This is a genomic window from Streptomyces chartreusis NRRL 3882 (assembly GCF_900236475.1).
Taxonomy (GTDB): Bacteria; Actinomycetota; Actinomycetes; order Streptomycetales; family Streptomycetaceae; genus Streptomyces; species Streptomyces chartreusis_D.
On sequence record NZ_LT963352.1, the window covers coordinates 3,755,153 to 3,772,839 of the forward strand.

The window sequence follows — 17,687 nt, forward strand, 5'->3', positions numbered from 1 at the left end:
TGTGGCCCCTCAGTCCCATTCCAGGCCGCCGCGCCGCCATACGTACGCGTACGCGACGAAGACGGTGAGCACGAAGAGCAGCATCTCCACGAGCCCGAAAATCCCCAGGGCGTCGAAGGTGACGGCCCAGGGATAGAGGAAGACGATCTCGATGTCGAAGACGATGAAGAGCATCGCCGTCAGGTAGTACTTGATGGGGAAGCGCCCGCCGCCGGCCGGCGTGGGGGTCGGCTCGATTCCGCACTCGTAGGCCTCGAGCTTGGCCCGGTTGTACCGCTTGGGCCCGATCAACGTGGCCATGACCACGGAGAAGATCGCAAAGCCTGCCCCGAGGGCTCCCAGTACGAGGATGGGCGCATAAGCGTTCACCGCTCCTCGCTCCTCTCAGTCGGCACTGACTGCTGGCGGTTTGCGTCGGGCTCACATCCGCCCCACCTGTCCCGCGAACCCCGCCCGCCCCGGCGAAGATCGGGAACATGTGAAGCAGGTCACAAGCCCAACCGCGTGCATCTTATGCCCGACGCTCTGTGATCTGCGACACGGGGTATTGCACAAGCTTTGTGATCTCCACCACCTGACGATCGATCATGAAGTCGGATGAGCGGTGATCTTCACACCCGAAGCGTCCGAGTGATCACCAGACGTGACATTTTGGCTCGTCAGCGCAGGCCGGAGGGGGCGTCTCAATATCAAGAGAGTTCCCTTGCATGCAAATTGGCGATGGAATCGATCTCTTGATAGAGGCGCGTTCACACATCAGAGGGCACGCGGAACGGGGTGTGGACGCGTGCATACGTTCACGATCTTCGCGAGGCCGTGATCGGGTCGTGATCTCCGGCGCCGGACGCACCCACCTCGGCAGCCGTTCCGTGACCTCCGTCACACACATGAGAGGCCCATGAGAACGGGGCTTGGCCAATCAGCCCAACCGATGGTAGGCGCGGGGCAATTCGGGCGTATTGATCAAAGACCGTGATCACAGGCCGGTTACGGTGCGCCCGCTATGTCCGTTACGGCGTCAATAAAGGGCCTCACGCGGGGGTTTTGGGAGCCCGGTTGAACAACTGTGGCGCAGCACACGTTTCTTGAAGATATGAAGGAGCCCCTGGTACCGGTTGTTCCCATGTCCCACACCGCTCACATACGCAGCCACCGGAAGCCCCGCCGCAGCGCGACCTCTTCGATCGCCATGCGTGCCGGAGTTGCCGGTGGCGTTCTCAGCATGGCAGCGGCGGGTGCGTCGGCCTCGGCGAACGCCGCCGAGCCGGTGACGCAGACCATCGAACTGCCCACCCTGACGGCCGACCTGTCCGCTCAGGTCGCCCAGTCCGCCGCCGCCACCCAGCAGGCGGCCGCGAACTACGAACTGCGCGCCGAGCGTGACGCCGCCGCCGCCAAGGCCGCGGCGGAGGCCAAGAAGGACCTCGCCGAGGCGAAGAAGAAGGCGGAGGCCAAGAAGAAGGCCGCCGAGGCCGCCCGCAAGGCCGCCGCCGAGCGCGCCACCCGCAGCGCCGAGCGTGCCACGCTGTCCGCCTCCGCCTCCACGTCGGTGTCGGCGCCCGCCAGCGGCAGCGTCGCGACCGTCATCGCCTTCCTGAAGGCTCAGGTGGGCGACGCCTACGTCATGGGTGCCACCGGTCCCAACGCCTGGGACTGCTCCTCGCTCGTGCAGGCCGCGTACAAGCAGGTTGGTGTGGACCTGCCGCGCGTCTCGCAGGACCAGTCGATGGCCGGCACGGACGTCCCGCTGTCCGACATCCAGGTCGGCGACATCCTCTACTGGGGCGGCAAGGGCTCCGCGTACCACGTGGGTGTCTACATCGGGAACGGCCAGTACCTGGACGCGGCCAACCCGTCCAAGGGCGTCGTCATCCAGGACCTGTCGGGCTACCCGGCGTCGGGCGCGGTGCGGGTTCTCTGACCGCACGCACACGGGCTTGAGGGCCGCTGCCACTCGGGGCAGCGGCCCTCCCGGCGTGTCCGGATGCGTGGCGAGGCGCCTGGCCGCCGCTGGAGGCCGCCGCGGCCCTCGGGGAACCGGGACCCCCGGGCGATGGCCCCGGCGGCCCCCTGGCGGCCGTGAGAGGCGTCTGCGGGTGTGGCCGGACTGCTGCTGGGACTGCTGCGGGTGTTCTGCTGTGATGCCTCCTGAGGGCGGGGAGGGGCTTCCGAGGCCGGAAGCCCGGGTTCCCGCCACCCACAGCACGCTCACGCGGACAGGGAGAGACAGATGCCGAGCGTCTTCGTGCAGGGACGGCCCGTCGACTCGTACCCGCGGCTCGCGCCCGAGGCCCGGCGCGGGCGGGTCCGGCGGATCACCGAGGTCGGTGAGGAGGTCCTGCACAAGCCGTGCCGGGACGTCACCGAGTTCGGTCCGGACCTCGCCGCGCTGATCGACGACATGTTCCTGACGATGTACACCGCGGACGGGGCCGGGCTCGCGGCGAACCAGGTCGGGGTCGATCTGCGGCTGTTCGTGTACGACTGCCCGGACGACGACGGGGTGCGGCACGTCGGGCACATCGTCAACCCGGTGCTGGAGCCGCTGGACGCCGCGCACCGGAGGCTGCTCGACGAGGCCGAGGGGTGCCTGTCCGTGCCGGGCGCCACGAGGGACGTGCCGCGTCCGGACCGGGCCGTGGTGCGTGGGTTCGACCGGGACGGCGAACCGCTCGTGATCGAGGGCACGGGCTACTTCGCCCGCTGCCTGGCGCACGAGACCGACCATGTGAACGGACAGGTGTACCTGGACCGGCTCTCCCAGCGGGAGCGGAAGGACGCGCTGCGGCAGATGGCGGACCGGCGCGAGGCGGTGTTCGCGCGCCGGGCCGCCAACGTCGCGGCTCTGAGCGGCTGATCGGGCCTTCGGCGCCGAAGGCCCGAGCGCCCGAGCGCCCGAGTGCCCGAGTGCCCGATCAGGCCTTCGGCGCCACCCTGCTCAGGCCGTTGATGATGCGGTCCATCGCGTCGCCGCCGGTCGGGTCGGTGAGGTTGGCGAGGAGCTTCAGCGTGAACCTCATCAGCATCGGGTGGGTGAGGCCGCGCTGGGCCGCGATCTGCATGACCTTCGGATTGCCGATGAGCTTCACGAAGGCCCGGCCGAGCGTGTAGTAGCCGCCGTAGGTGTCCTTGAGGACGCGCGGGTAGCGCTGGAGGGCCATCTCACGGCCGGCCGGCGTCGCCCGCGCGTGCGCCTGGACGATGACGTCGGCGGCGATCTGGCCGGACTCCATGGCGTAGGCGATGCCCTCGCCGTTGAAGGGGTTCACCAGGCCGCCGGCGTCGCCCACCAGCAACAGCCCCTTGGTGTAGTGGGGCTGGCGGTTGAAGGCCATGGGGAGGGCTGCGCCGCGGATGGGCCCGGTCATGTTGTCCGGGGTGTATCCCCAGTCCTCCGGCATGGACGCGCACCAGGCTTTCAGGACCTCGCGCCAGTCCAGCTCCTTGAAGGAGTCGGAGGTGTTGAGGACACCGAGGCCGACGTTGGACGTGCCGTCGCCCATGCCGAAGATCCAGCCGTAGCCGGGCAGGAGACGGTCCACGGGGCCGCGGCGGTCCCACAGCTCCAGCCAGGACTCAAGGTAGTCGTCCTCGTGGCGCGGGCTGGTGAAGTACGTCCGTACTGCCACGCCCATCGGGCGGTCCTCGCGGCGGTGCAGGCCCATCGCGAGGGACAGGCGCGTGGAGTTGCCGTCGGCGGCCACGACGAGCGGCGCGCGGAAGGTGACCTCGCGCTTCTCCTCGCCGAGCTTGGCGTGCACGCCGGTGATACGGCCCGTGCGGTCGTCCAGGATCGGCGCGCCCACGTTGCAGCGCTCGAACAGCCGGGCGCCCGCCTTCTGGGCCTGCCGGGCGAGCTGCTCGTCGAAGTCGTCACGCTTGCGGACGAGGCCGTAGTCGGGGAAGGAGGCGAGATCCGGCCAGTCGAGCTGGAGGCGCACCCCGCCGCCGATGATGCGCAGGCCCTTGTTGCGCAGCCAGCCGGCCTCCTCCGAGATGTCGATGCCCATCGCCACGAGTTGCTTGACGGCGCGGGGGGTGAGGCCGTCGCCGCAGACCTTCTCGCGCGGGAACTCTGTCTTCTCCAGGAGCAGTACGTCGAGTCCGGCCTTGGCGAGGTGGTACGCGGTGGTGGAGCCGGCTGGCCCCGCGCCGACGACGATGACATCGGCGGTGTTTTCGGAGAGGGGCTCGGTCACGGCGGGATCTCCCCAAGGTTCGAAATCTGCGTGCCGACCGGCACTGGACACGGGCAGTCTATTCAGCGCTCTTGATCACCCGGCTGAAGGGCTGCCACGCCACCGCCCGGTCAGTGACGTTCGGTAATCGACTGTCACAGAAAGACACCTGTCGCTTCCGGCCGGTGCGGAGCGGGAGTTACCCTTCCTGTACCGCTGGGGGTGACATCTGTGCACATGTCCCGCAAAACACCCGAAGTGCGTGTACCGCGTCTGGTGGGCCTGATGGCCGTGGACGCGCGTGAGACGGCCCGGACGCAGGGCCTGCTCCTCAATGCACCGGACCGGCCCGACTTCCATCTCGCCGTCGTCGACTACGTCGTACGCCAGTACCCGCACCCCGGTGCCGAGGTGCCGCGGGACTCGATGGTCTACGTGTGGTTCGACTTCGGCCCCGGCGAGGGCGGCGGGGGCGTGCACGAGCCGCGGATCCCGAGGCCGCCCAGGGGCGGTCTCCAACGGGAGCTGGACGAGCCCGGCGACCCGTCCATGGCCCTCAGCTCCCCGTAGGGTTCAGCTCTCCTTGAAGCCGCGGTGCAGGGCGACGATGCCGCCGCTCAGGTTCCGCCAGGCCACCCGCGACCAGCCGGCCTTGCCCAGCCGCTCGGCCAGCGCGGGCTGGTCGGGCCAGGCCCGGATGGACTCGGCGAGGTAGACGTAGGCGTCGGGGCTGGAGGACACGGCCCGCGCCACCGGCGGCAGGGCGCGCATCAGGTACTCGGTGTAGACGGTGCGCAGCGGCGCCCAGGTGGGGTGCGAGAACTCGCAGATCACTACCCGCCCGCCGGGCCGGGTCACCCGGTACATCTCCCGCAGGGCGGCGTCCGTGTCCTGCACGTTGCGCAGCCCGAAGGAGATGGTGACGGCGTCGAAGGTGCCGTCCCTGAAGGGGAGCCGCGTCGCGTCCCCGGCGGTGTAGGGCAGCCAGGGCTGCCGCTGCTTGCCGACCTGGAGCATGCCCTGGGAGAAGTCGCAGGGGACGACGTAGGCGCCGGTGCGGGCGAAGGGCAGCGAGGAGGTGCCCGTGCCGGCCGCCAGGTCGAGGACCTTCTGCGCGGGGCGCGCGCCGACCGCCTTGGCGACCTCCTTGCGCCATCGCCGGTCCTGGCCGAGGGACAGCACGTCGTTGGTCAGGTCGTACCGTTCCGCCACGTCGTCGAACATCGAGGCGACTTCGTGCGGCTGCTTGTCCAGGGATGCGCGGGTCACGGGCCCATTGTTGCAGTACGCCCGCCCGGGAGAAGCCGCGGCTTCCGCCGTGCCGCCACGTCCTCCACCCACCCGCACAGCAGCACGAACACCGCGATCAGCACCCAGCCCACGCCGAACAGGAACCACTGGCTGTCCAGCGGCAGATAGGCCTCGAACGCGGGCACGTCCCAGAACCGGTCGATCAGCGGCACGGCGAGGACCAGCGCGATCTCGTGCCAGAGGTAGATCGTCACCGCCCGGGCGTTGAAGACGGTCACGAGGCGGTCCGGCCCCCGGAAGCGGGCGAGCCCCGCGAAGTCGGTCCGGAACCGGGCCTTGGCGTACATCAGCAGCGTCACGAACCCCGCCGACCAGAAGGCCTGCGCGAGCGGGTTCTCGTCGAGGTCGTACGTGCCGTACTCGGCCTGGTGCGCCAGGGCGTACCAGCCGCCGCAGGCCAGGGCGGCCACCGCGAGCGGGACCACCGCGGCGGGCTTCAGCCGGGCCAGGACGCCGTCGTGGTGCGCGAAGCCGAGGAGCCAGCAGAACAGGAACGTCGCCAGGTCGGTGAGCGTGCTGCCGAGACGGCCGTCCGGCGGCTGCCAGGCGTAGCGGAGGGCGACGACCGGGACGAGCGACGCCGGCAGGACCGGGACGGGCGCGAGCCGGAACACCTTCAGCAGGAGCGGGGAGAGGAGGACGAACCACAGGTAGGTCCGCAGGTACCAGAGGATCTCCCAGGCCTGCCCGGCCCAGGCGTCGCCCGGCGGGTCGCCGAGCGGCACCACCCAGTACACGATCTGCCATCCCGGCATCCAGCCGTGCGCCAGCATCGCGCCCACCACGAACACGCCCCAGAACCAGAAGGGCGGCAGCAGTCTGCGGATCCGGCTGCCGAGCACCGTGCGCGCGGGACGCCGGAGGGACCTCGCCATCAGGGTCCCGGCCAGGCCGAACATGACCCCCATGGAGGGGAAGACCAGCCCGGCCCAGGCCCAGCCGAACGTGTGGTACGCGACGACACGGACCAGGGCGACGGCCCGGAGGGTGTCGAAGTAGCGGTCCCTCACCGGGCGGGCGCCGGCCTCCGGGAGCGACCGCTCGGCCGTCCTGCCGTGCGCCCCCATCAGCTCGCCCCCGCCGGGGTCCCGACCTCGCCGGTCCGCTTCAGCTTCTGCCAGCGCAGCCGGCCGCCGGTGAGGGCGGTGACGCAGGAGTGGATGAGGACGAGGTACATCATCTGCCGGTAGGCCAGCTGCTGGAGCGGCATCATCAGCAGGTAGCGGTACTTCTCACGGTCCAGGCGGAAGGCGTAGGCCGCGCACAGGAGCTGGACGCCGAGCACCGCGCACCACGCGAGCAGGGCGGCCCGGAAGTCGATGAAGATCATCGAGTAGAGGGTGAACAGGTCGATCAGCGGGGCGAAGACCGGCGTGACGATCTGGAACAGCACCACCAGCGGCATGCCGACCCGTCCGAAACGCCCCGAAGGCCCCTTGTCCGTCAGGGACTTGCGGTGCTTCCACAGCGCCTGCATGGTGCCGTACGACCAGCGGTAGCGCTGGGACCACAGCTGCTTGAGCGATCCGGGTGCCTCGGTCCACGCCCGCGCGTGCTCCTGGTAGACGACCCGCCAGCCCGCGCGGTGCAGGGCGATGGTGATGTCGGTGTCCTCGGCGAGGGTGTCCTCGCTCATGCCGCCGACGGCCAGCACCGCCTCGCGCCGGAAGGCCCCGATCGCGCCGGGGATGGTGGGCATGCAGCGCAGCAGGTCGTACATGCGGCGGTCGAGGTTGAAGCCCATCACATACTCGATGTGCTGCCAGGCGCCGATGACGGTGGTGCGGTTGCCGACCTTGGCGTTGCCCGCGACCGCGCCGACCTGCGGGTCGGCGAAGGGCTGGACGAGCTGCCGTACGGTGTCCGGTTCGAAGACGGTGTCGCCGTCCATCATCACGACGATGTCGTGAGAGGCGTTGCGCACGCCGTTGTTCAGCGCCGCCGGTTTGCCCGCGTTCGCCTGGCGGATGACGCGCACGTTCGGCATGCGGAGGGACTCGGCGATGTCCGCCGTGCCGTCCGTCGAGCCGTCGTCCACGACGATGATCTCGATCGGGTGGGTGCTGTGCGCCAGCGAGTCGAGGGTGTTGGCGATGCACTCCTTCTCGTTGTACGCCGGGACGATCACGCTCACCGGCCGGGTGACCGTCGGCCCCCAGCTGAAGCGGCGTCTGTTGCGCCGCCGGTGGTGGCGGCGGGCGAGGACCAGCATCATCCCGAAGCGGCCCATGACGGCCACGCCGACCACCATGAGGCCGACGGAGAGCGCCGGCACGGCCCACTCGGCGACGGCGACGGCCGCGACCAGGGCCTTGCCCTCGTAGAGGACGGCGCCGGTGGCCTCGCGGTGGGCGGCCTGGAGGCGGGGTCCGTCGAAAGCACCGGGAGCGGCCGCGTTCGTCTGCTCCATGACGCCGCTGATGGTGGTGAAGGTGTAGCCCTTCGCCCGCATCTCCTCGATGTACTTGGGCAGCGCCTCGATCGTCTGCGAGCGCTCGCCGCCCGCGTCGTGGAAGAGGACCGACGCGCCCTTGTCCTTCTCCGGCGTGGCCCACCGGACGATCTTCGAGACGCCCGGCCGCTTCCAGTCGTCGCTGTCGGTGTCGACGAAGACGCTGGTGTAGCCGTCCTGGCCGAGCTTCTCGTAGACGGGCCAGCTGTAGTTGTCGATGGCGTCCGTCTCCGAGGAGTACGGCGCCCGGAACAGGGTGGTCGTGATGCCGGCCGCGCCCGCCAGCGCGAGCTGGGTCTGCTCCATCTCGCGCCGGACGCGGGCGTCGCTCTGGTACGACAGGTCGACGTGCGTGAAGGTGTGGATCCCCACCTCGTGGCCCTGCTTGACCATGTCCCGCACGATGCCCGGGTAGCGCGACACCATCGAGCCGACCAGGAAGAACGTGGCGGGCACGTCGTACTTCTCCAGGATCGCCAGCACCTGCGGCGTCCACGTCGGGTTGGGGCCGTCGTCGAAGGTGAGGGCGATGGTCTTGTCCGGGACGGAGACGGTCGTGGCCCGTCCGCCGCGGAAGGTGACGATCGGCCCGCCGTCCAGGACGTCGTCGGGTACGTCGTCGGAGGCGGCCCCGGTCCGGACGCGCTGGTCGCCGCCGACCTCGGCGCGCAGATAGCCGTCGAGGAGCATCACGCAGACCAGCGCGAGCAGGAGCAGCAGGGCGAGGATGACGCGCGGCTTCTGGAGCGCGGCGGCCTTCCCGGCGGCCCGCTCCATCCGGGAAGGGGCGCGGCGGCGGCCGCGGGAGGGGGTGGTCGTGGACATACGGCGGCCCCCGGTCAGTCGGCGACCGCGGAGGCGGACGTGGACGAGGACGTGGATGTAGGCGTGGATGTGGGCGTGGACGTGGATGTGGGCGTGGATGTGGGCGTGGTCGGGGCCGATGTGGGACCGGCGGTGGCGCTTGCCTGCGGCGGGGCCGACGGGACACCGCTGGGCCGGATTCCCGGGCCCCCGGGACCACCAGGGCCGCCGGCGCCACCGGCGGGCCCCGCACCCGCCAACGGCAGCAACTGCGACGGCGTGAGCGAGGTGCCCCAGCCCATGAAGGCCGCGCCGAGCACGGCCGCGTACCCGAGGCAGACGGCCCCCAGGAGGAGGCCGATCCGGCGCAGCAGCCGGGCCCGGCGTCCGGAGTTGTCAACGAACACGGGCCCATCGGCGGACTCGTTGCCGCGTTTGCGGCGGCGACCGCGAGTGACGCGGCTTTCGATGGCAGGCTCGGAATGCATTCCCCGGACACTAGGAGGCGTTTATGTGCCCTAAACTCGGGTTTTCATGTGAGAGACCCGTGAGAAAGGGCTCAACCTGTCCTTTCTCTGAGAGTTCTCACGTTTGGCTGCGGAACTCGCCCTGGGCGCCCGAATTGATGTGAGACGTTTGCGGCCGGGAAACGTATTGGTCTTGGACCGCGGACACCGACATCAGGAGAACGGGAGCGTGCGCCATGAGGAGTCACCGGAAACCGGCGGCGGTCGGGCTGGGCTGCCTGCTCGCCCTGGTCACCACGGGCTGCTCCGAACAGGCCGAACCGGTCGACCGAGCACGCCCGGCGCCCTCGGCAACAGCGGCCCCCAGCACCTCGTCCCCCGCCGGGACCGGCACCGCGTACGCCCCCTACGTCAGCGCCACGGAGGCCGCCGGCACCGACTCCGCCGGCTCCCCGACGACGTACAACCTGGCCTTCGTCCTGGCCGACGGCGACGACTGCACTCCGCACTGGGACGGCAGCCACGCGATCGGTGACCCGGCGGTGAAGTCCCGGATATCGCGGCTGGTGAAGGACGGCGGCCACGTCCGGGTCTCCTTCGGCGGCGCTTCCGGCAAGGAACTCGCGGCGGTCTGCGACAGCGCGACGGAACTGGCGGCGGCGTACGGCGAGGCCCTCGACGCGGCCGGTGCCACCCGGGCCGACTTCGACGTCGAGGGCGACGAACTCGCCGACTCCGGCTCCGTCGCCCTGCGTTCGAAGGCGATCGCGCTGCTCCAGCGGGAACGTACGGACGTGGAGGTCTCCTTCACGCTCCCGGTCATGCCCTCGGGCCTGGGCAAGGACAGCCTGGCGCTGCTCGGCTCCGCCAACGACCACGGCGTGGAGGTCGCCACGGTCAACCTGATGACGATGAACTACGGCACGTCGTTCGACGGAGACATGGGCGGCTACGCGCTCACGGCCGCCGAGGCCGCGCACACCCAGCTGAAGAAGGTCTTCGGCACCTCGGACGCGGCCGCCTGGCGGGGCATGGCGCTCACCTCGATGATCGGCGTCAACGACGTGGACGGCGAGACCTTCACGCTCGCCGACGCGGCCGAGGTTCGGGCCTTCGCCGAGGAGAAGGGCATCGGGTGGGTGTCGATGTGGTCGGCCGCGCGGGACCGGCAGTGCGCGAACGGTTCCGCGTCGGGCCGGCCGGCGACCGATTGCAGTGGGGTGAGGCAGCGTTCGGGGGCGTTCGGGGAGGCGTTCGCGGGCTGACGCGGGCCGTCGACGGAGGCCGGCTTCCGCTCAGCGCCGCCGGTGCACGAGCCGCCCCGCACACACCGTCGCGACGCACTCCCCCGCGTCGTCGAAGACGGCGAGGTCGGCGCGGCCGGTCGGGACGATCGCGGTGTTGCGCGCACCGGGCAGGACGATGACGTCGTTGCGCTCGGCGGCGGCCCGGAGCTCCGCCGAGTCGACGTATTCCTCCACGACGGCGACCGCGCCGAGCTTCAGCACCTCGTGGACGCGTTCGCGCGGGCTCGGGGCGTCCGGGAGCGGGCCCTCGTGGACCCGGGCGGGACCGAGGGTCCCGGGCCACCTGCGGACCCGGGCCCGGGGGAACGCCTCGCGGACGTCGTCGAGTGTGCCGACGGCACCGATCCGGTCCCGTCCTACGGCCACGGCACCGCCCTTGACGGGGTCGGAGTCCCAGGTGACGCGGACGGCGTCGGCCGTGTGAATGGTTTCCAACTACCTCTCCGCGCCGCTCAGTTGGAGGCGAGCAGCTTCAGCTCGGGGTGAGCCGTGCCGCCCTCGATCGCCGTGGACGAGATGTGCGAGACGACGCGGTCGTCGACGGGGTCGTTCGTCGGGTCGTCGTGCACGACGAGGTGCTCGTACGTGGTGGAGCGCTGGGCCGGGACCCGGCCCGCCTTCCGGATGAGGTCGATGATCTCCATCCGGTTGGACCGGTGCTTGGCGCCCGCGGAGGAGACGACGTTCTCCTCCAGCATGATCGAGCCGAGGTCGTCGGCGCCGTAGTGCAGGGAGAGCTGCCCGACCTCCTTGCCCGTGGTCAGCCACGAGCCCTGGATGTGGGCGATGTTGTCCATGAACAGCCGGGCGATCGCGATCATCCGCAGGTACTCGAAGAGGGTCGCCTGCGTCCGGCCCTTCAGGTGGTTGTTCTCGGGCTGGTAGGTGTACGGGATGAAGGCGCGGAAGCCGCCCGTGCGGTCCTGGACGTCCCGGATCATCCGCAGGTGCTCGATGCGCTCGGCGTTGGTCTCGCCGGTGCCCATGAGCATGGTGGAGGTGGACTCGACGCCCAGGTTGTGGGCGATCTCCATGATCTCCAGCCAGCGCTCGCCGGACTCCTTCAGCGGGGCGATGGCCTTGCGGGGCCGCTCGGGCAGCAGCTCGGCACCGGCACCGGCGAAGGAGTCGAGCCCGGCGGCGTGGATGCGCCGGATGGCCTCCTCGACGCTCACCTTCGAGATCCGGGCCATGTGCTCGACCTCGGACGCCCCCAGGCTGTGGATGACCAGCTGCGGGAACTCCTTCTTGATCGCCGCGAAGTGCTTCTCGTAGTACTCGACGCCGTAGTCCGGGTGGTGTCCGCCCTGGAACATGATCTGGGTGCCGCCCAGCTCGACCGTCTCGGCGCACCGGCGCAGGATGTCGTCCAGGTCGCGGGTCCAGCCCTTGTCGGTGTCCTTGGGGGCGGCGTAGAAGGCGCAGAACCGGCACGCCGTGACGCAGACGTTCGTGTAGTTGATGTTGCGCTCGATGATGTACGTCGCGATGTGCTCGGTGCCGGCGTACCTGCGGCGGCGTACGGCGTCGGCGGCGGCGCCCAGCGCGTGCAGCGGGGCGTCCCGGTACAGCGCGAGCGCCTCGTCGGGGGTGATCCGCCCACCGGCGGCTGCACGGTCGAGGATGGGCTGAAGGTCGGCCTTCTCGGTCACCGGGCGTCCCTTTCGTAAGGGTTGTGGACGGACCAGCCCAGCGTACGCCAGCGGTTCGGGCCGCTGGACGTCAGGCCTTCGGGCCCTGAGGCCGTCAGGCCGCGTAGGCCCCGGCCAGGAGTCCGAGGAAGGCGCCGGAGATCAGGAACGGCCCGAAGGGAATGGCCGTCTTGCGTCCGGCGCGCCGCGCGACCACGAGGGCACCGCCGTACAGCGCGCCCAGCAGGAACCCGGCGAAGGTGCCGAGCATCACCGTCGGCCACCCGTACCAGCCGAGCACCGCCCCCGCGCCCAGGGCGAGCTTGACGTCGCCGAAGCCCATCCCCGCGGGGTTGATGAGGAACAGCACGAAGTAGCCGCCGCCCAGCGCGAGCGAGCCGAGCAGGGCGGTCGTCCACTCCCCCGCGTGCTCGGGCACGAGCGCGGTGACGCCGAGCAGCACGAGCGCGGCCGCGGCGAACGGGAGGGTGAGCGGGTCGGGCAGCCGCCGCACCCGGAAGTCGACGGCCGTCAGCAGCACCCCGACGGGTGCGAGCAGCAGCCAGACGCCGATCTCGGGCCGGGTGCCGGTGGCGGCGGCGAGGGCGGCGCAGACGAGGGCGGTGGCGATCACCAGCGGTGCCGTACGCGGCCCGTATCCGGCCTCCTCGCACTCGGGGCACGAGGCCCCTCCCAGCCAGCCCCTGAGGGCGTGCCCGCCGGGACACCGCTCCCGCCACGGCTCCCCCGAGGGGGCCGAGAACCGATAGGCCGCGCGCGGCAGGAACGCGCCCGCCGCCGCGCCCCACAGCGCGGCGGCGACGACCAGGACCCCGGTGTTCATCCCACCGCGGCGATCGCGTCGCGCCACGTCGGCAGCAGCTCGTCGAGCAGTGCCTCGGTGCGCGGCGGCAGGCCACGGGCCCCGCTGCGCCCGATGAGATCGGTGGCGAGCGCCGTCAGCCGGGACGTGTCGCCGGTGGCGTGGGTGGCGCGCAGCAGCTCGTGCCACAGGCGCTCGTCGGCAGGGGCGGTGCGCAGGGCCGCGTTGAGGGCCTCGATGGCCTTCTCGGCGCGGTTCTTCTCCATGTGGAACTCGCACAGCGCGAGCCCGGTGTCCGCGACGAGCAGCGGCAGCTGGGCGTCGACGATCTCATGGGTGAGCCACCGGTAGCGGCCCTCGGGCCGGTCGGCGAGCAGCGGCCCGCGCACCAGCACCAGCGCGTCGGTGAGCAGCCGCCCGCGCACGGCCCGGCTGCCGACGCCCTTGCCCTGCGTGGCCTCGTGGTAGAGGGACCGCAGCACGTCCAGGTCGGAGACGACGGACTTGGCGAGCGTGAGCCGCCCGGTCGCGTCCCTGCCGAGGCGGGGCGTGCCGTCGGGGTCGGCGCCGAGCCAGTCGCGCAGCCGGTCCAGGAGCGCGTCCCGTACGTCGTCGGTGACGCCGCGCGGCCACAGCGCGGAGGACAGCACGCGCGGGTGCACGCCCTCGCGGTGCAGGAGCAGCAGGGCGAGCGCCTCGTGCAGCAGGGCGCTGCGCTCCCCGTCCGGGGTGTCGAGGCCGATGATCTCGTACGGCCCGACGAGCCGGGCGTAGACGGCAGGCCGGCCCTGCTCGCTGATGTCGACGAGGAACGGCGGGGTGCTCGCGGGCCTGTCGGATTCTCGCTCCGGGTCCGCCTCGACGAACAGCTCGACCACGGCCCGCTGCTGCGCGACCGGCAGCAGCTGGGCGTCGAGTTCGAGCCCGAGGAGGGGTGCGAGCAGCTTGCCCTGGCCGGTGATCTCCATCTCCCAGGCGGCGCCCGGCAGGTCGCCGGTCTCGGTGCCGACGAGGTAGCCGATGCCGAGCCGGCTGGCGTCGGCGGCGAGTTCGGCGAGCTTGACGGCGTCCTCGGCGGACGGCTGGGCGGCGAGCAGGACCAGGTGCGGGGCCCACCGGGTGTGCTGGGCGGGCCCGGTGCGCCCGGTGAGGACGGAGTCGTGCCCGGCGGCGCCCAGCGCTCCGCGCCGCTGCCGTGTCTCGGCCTCCATGGTCTCGACGAGCGCCTCGACGTCCTCCAGGTGCCGGATCCGGCTGGGGGCGAGCGGCGTCAGGTCCTCACCGAAGCCGACGAGCGTGATGGTCATGCGGTCGGACCACCCGTTGGTCGCCAACTCCGCGGCGACGGACGCGAAGACGGCGGCCCGGTCGGCCTCCCGGCCGGAGAGGGAGACGATGCCGGGCACGGCCTCCAGGTTGAGCAGCAGCCGCGAGTCGTCCATGGTGCCGAGGCTGACGAGCCCCGGGTAGGGCGCGGCCGTGTCGACGTCCTCGTAGCGCTCGGCGTCCGTCCGGGCCAGCATCCAGAAGGTCTGGTCCTGCCCCTGCTGCCAGGGGGCGGGCGGCTTCCCGGCGGGCTGGGCGAGCTGGAGGTGCAGGTCGCCGTTGCTGAGCCAGGCCGCGTACACGACCGGCAGGGCCCGCGACTCCTCGGCGAGGGAGGCGGCGAGGCCGCGCAGGCTCCGGTCGAGCATCCGCACACCCTCGGGGTCGGCCCCGACGAGCAGCGCGTCCTGGACGTCCTGCGCGTCCCCGCTCGGCGTGGGCGGTTCCATACCGCGCCGCCCGCCGACGGCCCCGAACGCCGACTGCCACAGCGCCTGCCGGCGCCGCCGCCCCAGGGCACCGAGGAGACCGGCGGCGAGGAGGGGTGCGCCGAGGAGGGCTTCGGGCAGACCGAAGGAGCTGTCGGACTCGGCGTCGACGCCGGTGGCCTGCTGGTGGCCCAAGTCGGGGGCGGGCCGCTGCTCGGGCAGGGACAGCTGGGAGGCGGAGGGGCTGCCACCGGCGTGCTCGTGCCCGCCGCCCTGGGCACCGCTGCCTCCGCCTTTGGCGTGGTCCCCCGTCTGGGCGTAGTCGGCGATCTGCTGCTGCACGTCCGGCGACACGTTGGGAGCCTCGTCGGGCATCTCGACGAGCTCGCCGCCGCGCGCGTCGCCCGGCATCTCCATGATCCATCCGGGCCGGATGAGGCTGGCCTCGGAGAGCTTGGACCCGTCCGGCTGGATGCGGTCCTTGTTGAGCTCGAAGATCTCCTTGTAGCGACGCCCGTCACCGAGGTGCCGCTCCGCTATCTCCCACAGGGAGTCGTGGTGACGTCCCTCGGGCGGCTGGATCCGGTAGTACTTCGTGTCGCCCTGCTTGGCGGTGCTGCCACCGGCGTCGGCGTGCGAGGCGGCGTGCGAGGCCTGCTCGGCGAGGGCGGCCGCGGTGTCGGCGGCCTGCTCCTGCTGCTGGGCGAAGAAGCCCGGGGTCTGCTGGGCCGCGGCTACGGTGGGCTTCTGGTTGGCGTCGTACCCGCTCTGCCCGAGCTGCGACAGCCCGGGCGCGAAGCTGGCCGCGGTGGCGCCGACGAGGAGCAGCGCGGCGACGAGCTGCCGGGCGAGCAACTGACTGGGCCCGGCGCCCGGCACCCGCCCCGGCACACCGACACCGGACAGCGCGGCCTTCATCTCCACGAGCACGCAGGCGGTGAACTGGGCCCACGCGAGCCACACCACCACGGTGAGGATGTTCAGGAACGTCTGAACGGTGATCTCTTGCTGGAGCCAGTCGAGGCTCGGCACCCCGTTCGGCAACGGCCACCCGATCTGCGTGGCCAGCGCGCCCGGCACGCCGACGAGGAGAACGGCCAGGGCGACGAACGCGAAGAACGCCTTGACGAAGTCCCCGAACGACCGCCGCTGCACCCTCACCGGCTGCGGCGTCCGGTTCCTCGGAGCCGTCGTTCCCGTCGTACTTCCCGTCGAGCTTGACGAGCTTGAGGTGCGGCGTCGCGGCATGGCGGGTGTCCTGGGGTCGTGTGTGAGTGCCGTGAGGCGAACTGCGGGGCGAGAGGTGTGCTGAGCCTACAGAGATCTTATTGACTCTCATTGAGGTCGTCGAAGGCCGCAGGGAACGAACGCCGTTGACGTCCGATTTGCGCCGCTGCTCGCCTGCGGTTGCCCCTGCGACCGAGCAGCCGGGAGGGCCCCCTTCGCGACTGCCACGCATACTCCTCACGCGCCCTGCACAATCCGTCGTGGCTGCTCAGAGGCCACGATCAACCGCTGATGGCTTCGTTCCCTGCTGCACATGCCGAACCTCGGGGGGAGAATCCGTGGCCCGCCGCGCTCGCCGCGATGGCGGCACTTCCGCTCACCGCATGCGGCGGGGGCAGCGAAGGCGAGTCGCCGGACGGCACCAAGGGGGCGGACTCAGACACAAGGAGCCCGCCGCCATCCGCGTCCGACTCGGCGGGACTTGACCGCCCGGCCGTCAGCGTGCCGAAGGACTTCAAGCTGGTCTTCGACTTCGACCAGCCGTCCGACGCGAAGCACGCGGCAGCGCTCACCGACGCCGAGAACTACATCCGCGCGCTGAAGCACGGCATCGCCGAGCAGGATCCGAACCGTTCTGCAGGAACCAGGCCAAGCCCTACAGCAAGGAAACCAAGACCGGGAAGGTCCACTACACGGACGAGAACCCGGACAGCTTCCAGAAGTTCAGGTTGCTCATGGTGCCCCCGTCCGGAGGCTCCGAAGTCTGGCGGACCGCGAACATCGAGGTCATCGGCAAGGCGAAGGAATGCCGGTGAGGGTGCCTTCACGGCGGACGGCGCTTCGGGGTGCCGCCGTGGGCACGGCGGCGGTTCTGTGGGCTGCCGGAGCCGCTCAGGCAAACGACCTCACCGGCAACACGACCAGCCCTTCGCCGAGTTCGAGCCCGTCGGGCAACGCGAACAACCAGGAACTCTCCGCTTCCGTCACGTCCTCCCACCTCAAGGTCAGTCAGGTGAGCGGCCCCACCGGTGGCAAGCAGGGCACCCAGGACTCGCCCTCGGACATGTCAGCCCCCACGCGTCCTGGGGCGGCCAGAAGCTGTGGACGGATCACTATCGGGACGGCAAGGACGCCTACAACTACGAGGACGGCTCCCTCATCACCCGCAAGGGCTACGACGCCTACAACCTCGGCAAGGACGGCTACTTCTGGCGCGGCGTAGCCCGCGACCTCGAGGACCCGGACTCGTACGACTGCGAACGCGTCATGTTCTGGCAGGACGCCGGCGAGATCCGCGACGTGCCGAACGCCCCCACGCCCGAGACGCTCGCCGAGTACGCCTACGACAGGGTCAAGGTCCCGGACACGGAGATCGAGCTGAAGCCGGAGGGAAGGTCGACGGTCAACCTGCCGACGTGGGTGTGGCTGGACAAGGGCACCAAGGGCGACGCCGACAAGACGCCGCCTTGCGGCATCAGGTACCTGCGCGCCACGAACGGTGAGCCGTACCAGTTGAAGGCCAGCGTCTCGTGGGAAGGCACGGGCGGCGCGAACGGCGACCTTCCGGATGGCACCTTCGAAACGACCCAGGACATGAACGTCCAGGAAATCCAGTCGATCAACCGCTGACCCGGCTCCCACGTCGTTCGCAACCGCCACGCCACATTCCTCACCTCCCCCACACAATCCACCGCTGCCTCTCAAAAGCCCATTACCGGCCCCTGATAGCTTCG

14 protein-coding genes and 1 pseudogene are annotated in these 17,687 nt (G+C 70.9%); 5 read left to right on the top strand and 10 right to left on the bottom strand.

All coding sequences use genetic code 11. The annotated features are described in order from the left end of the window. Positions 1–9 precede the first annotated feature (9 nt). A complete protein-coding gene (locus SCNRRL3882_RS16755) occupies positions 10–369 on the bottom strand; it encodes an NADH-quinone oxidoreductase subunit A (RefSeq protein WP_003992243.1) in 360 nt (119 codons plus the stop codon). Between the two features lie 724 nt (positions 370–1,093). Here SCNRRL3882_RS16755 and SCNRRL3882_RS16760 point away from each other — a divergent pair. Together SCNRRL3882_RS16760 and def are read left to right on the top strand one after the other, a co-directional pair. Next, on the top strand, positions 1,094–1,921 hold the full coding sequence (locus tag SCNRRL3882_RS16760; RefSeq protein WP_029181285.1) for a C40 family peptidase: 828 nt from the start codon (positions 1,094–1,096) through the stop codon (positions 1,919–1,921). Positions 1,922–2,230: 309 nt separating this feature from the next. After that, the gene (def, locus tag SCNRRL3882_RS16765; RefSeq protein WP_010041562.1) at positions 2,231–2,857 is read left to right on the top strand and encodes a peptide deformylase; all 627 of its coding nucleotides are present in this window, start codon (positions 2,231–2,233) and stop codon (positions 2,855–2,857) included. Between the two features lie 58 nt (positions 2,858–2,915). Here the strand turns inward: def and SCNRRL3882_RS16770 are convergent, their stop codons facing one another. Further along, positions 2,916–4,199, bottom strand: coding sequence for a geranylgeranyl reductase family protein (locus tag SCNRRL3882_RS16770; RefSeq protein ID WP_010041563.1), 1,284 nt, complete (start codon positions 4,197–4,199; stop codon positions 2,916–2,918). Positions 4,200–4,415: 216 nt separating this feature from the next. Between SCNRRL3882_RS16770 and SCNRRL3882_RS16775 the strand changes: the two genes are divergently transcribed. Next, entirely contained in the window at positions 4,416–4,748 is a 333-nt protein-coding gene (locus SCNRRL3882_RS16775) for a PASTA domain-containing protein (RefSeq protein ID WP_078602861.1), read from the top strand. A gap of 3 nt (positions 4,749–4,751) precedes the next feature. On the opposite strand, the gene SCNRRL3882_RS16780 is transcribed toward SCNRRL3882_RS16775, so the two are convergent. The 4 genes from SCNRRL3882_RS16780 to SCNRRL3882_RS16795 are packed head-to-tail and all read right to left on the bottom strand — an operon-like array spanning position 4,752 to position 9,152. Beyond that, on the bottom strand, positions 4,752–5,447 hold the full coding sequence (locus SCNRRL3882_RS16780; RefSeq protein ID WP_010041567.1) for a demethylmenaquinone methyltransferase: 696 nt from the start codon (positions 5,445–5,447) through the stop codon (positions 4,752–4,754). Next, positions 5,444–6,556, bottom strand: coding sequence for an acyltransferase family protein (locus SCNRRL3882_RS16785; protein WP_010041569.1), 1,113 nt, complete (start codon positions 6,554–6,556; stop codon positions 5,444–5,446). Before SCNRRL3882_RS16785 ends, SCNRRL3882_RS16780 begins: the two co-directional genes overlap by 4 nt. Next, the gene (locus SCNRRL3882_RS16790; protein WP_010041572.1) at positions 6,556–8,766 is read right to left on the bottom strand and encodes a bifunctional polysaccharide deacetylase/glycosyltransferase family 2 protein; all 2,211 of its coding nucleotides are present in this window, start codon (positions 8,764–8,766) and stop codon (positions 6,556–6,558) included. The genes SCNRRL3882_RS16785 and SCNRRL3882_RS16790 overlap by 1 nt, the downstream gene beginning before the upstream one ends. Before the next feature lie 14 nt (positions 8,767–8,780). Continuing rightward, a complete protein-coding gene (locus SCNRRL3882_RS16795; RefSeq protein WP_086012529.1) occupies positions 8,781–9,152 on the bottom strand; it encodes a hypothetical protein in 372 nt (123 codons plus the stop codon). Between the two features lie 296 nt (positions 9,153–9,448). Here SCNRRL3882_RS16795 and SCNRRL3882_RS16800 point away from each other — a divergent pair, with 296 nt between their 5' ends. Continuing rightward, positions 9,449–10,477, top strand: coding sequence for a chitinase (locus SCNRRL3882_RS16800; RefSeq protein ID WP_010041576.1), 1,029 nt, complete (start codon positions 9,449–9,451; stop codon positions 10,475–10,477). 30 nt (positions 10,478–10,507) lie between these two features. On the opposite strand, the gene SCNRRL3882_RS16805 is transcribed toward SCNRRL3882_RS16800, so the two are convergent. From SCNRRL3882_RS16805 to SCNRRL3882_RS16820, 4 genes are all read right to left on the bottom strand, one after another. After that, a complete protein-coding gene (locus tag SCNRRL3882_RS16805) occupies positions 10,508–10,954 on the bottom strand; it encodes a hypothetical protein (protein ID WP_010041578.1) in 447 nt (148 codons plus the stop codon). 17 nt (positions 10,955–10,971) lie between these two features. Further along, on the bottom strand, positions 10,972–12,171 hold the full coding sequence (gene mqnC / locus SCNRRL3882_RS16810; protein WP_010041580.1) for a cyclic dehypoxanthinyl futalosine synthase: 1,200 nt from the start codon (positions 12,169–12,171) through the stop codon (positions 10,972–10,974). A gap of 94 nt (positions 12,172–12,265) precedes the next feature. Further along, the gene (locus SCNRRL3882_RS16815) at positions 12,266–12,994 is read right to left on the bottom strand and encodes a prepilin peptidase (protein ID WP_010041581.1); all 729 of its coding nucleotides are present in this window, start codon (positions 12,992–12,994) and stop codon (positions 12,266–12,268) included. Next, positions 12,991–15,975 (bottom strand): BTAD domain-containing putative transcriptional regulator, encoded by a 2,985-nt coding sequence (locus tag SCNRRL3882_RS16820; protein WP_029181287.1) that lies wholly within the window; start codon positions 15,973–15,975, stop codon positions 12,991–12,993. The genes SCNRRL3882_RS16815 and SCNRRL3882_RS16820 overlap by 4 nt, the downstream gene beginning before the upstream one ends. Positions 15,976–16,759: 784 nt before the next feature. Here SCNRRL3882_RS16820 and SCNRRL3882_RS16830 point away from each other — a divergent pair. Continuing rightward, positions 16,760–17,583 (top strand): annotated as a pseudogene (locus tag SCNRRL3882_RS16830) (hypothetical protein). Positions 17,584–17,687: the final 104 nt, after the last annotated feature.

Coding starts and splice junctions, on each gene's coding strand:
- SCNRRL3882_RS16760 (WP_029181285.1), top strand. CDS start 1,094: ATGAAGGAGCCCCTGGTACCGGTTGTTCCCATGTCCCACACCGCTCAC.
- def (WP_010041562.1), top strand. CDS start 2,231: ATGCCGAGCGTCTTCGTGCAGGGACGGCCCGTCGACTCGTACCCGCGG.
- SCNRRL3882_RS16775 (WP_078602861.1), top strand. CDS start 4,416: ATGTCCCGCAAAACACCCGAAGTGCGTGTACCGCGTCTGGTGGGCCTG.
- SCNRRL3882_RS16785 (WP_010041569.1), bottom strand. CDS start 6,556: ATGGGGGCGCACGGCAGGACGGCCGAGCGGTCGCTCCCGGAGGCCGGC.
- SCNRRL3882_RS16790 (WP_010041572.1), bottom strand. CDS start 8,766: ATGTCCACGACCACCCCCTCCCGCGGCCGCCGCCGCGCCCCTTCCCGG.
- SCNRRL3882_RS16800 (WP_010041576.1), top strand. CDS start 9,449: ATGAGGAGTCACCGGAAACCGGCGGCGGTCGGGCTGGGCTGCCTGCTC.
- SCNRRL3882_RS16815 (WP_010041581.1), bottom strand. CDS start 12,994: ATGAACACCGGGGTCCTGGTCGTCGCCGCCGCGCTGTGGGGCGCGGCG.
- SCNRRL3882_RS16820 (WP_029181287.1), bottom strand. CDS start 15,975: ATGCCGCGACGCCGCACCTCAAGCTCGTCAAGCTCGACGGGAAGTACG.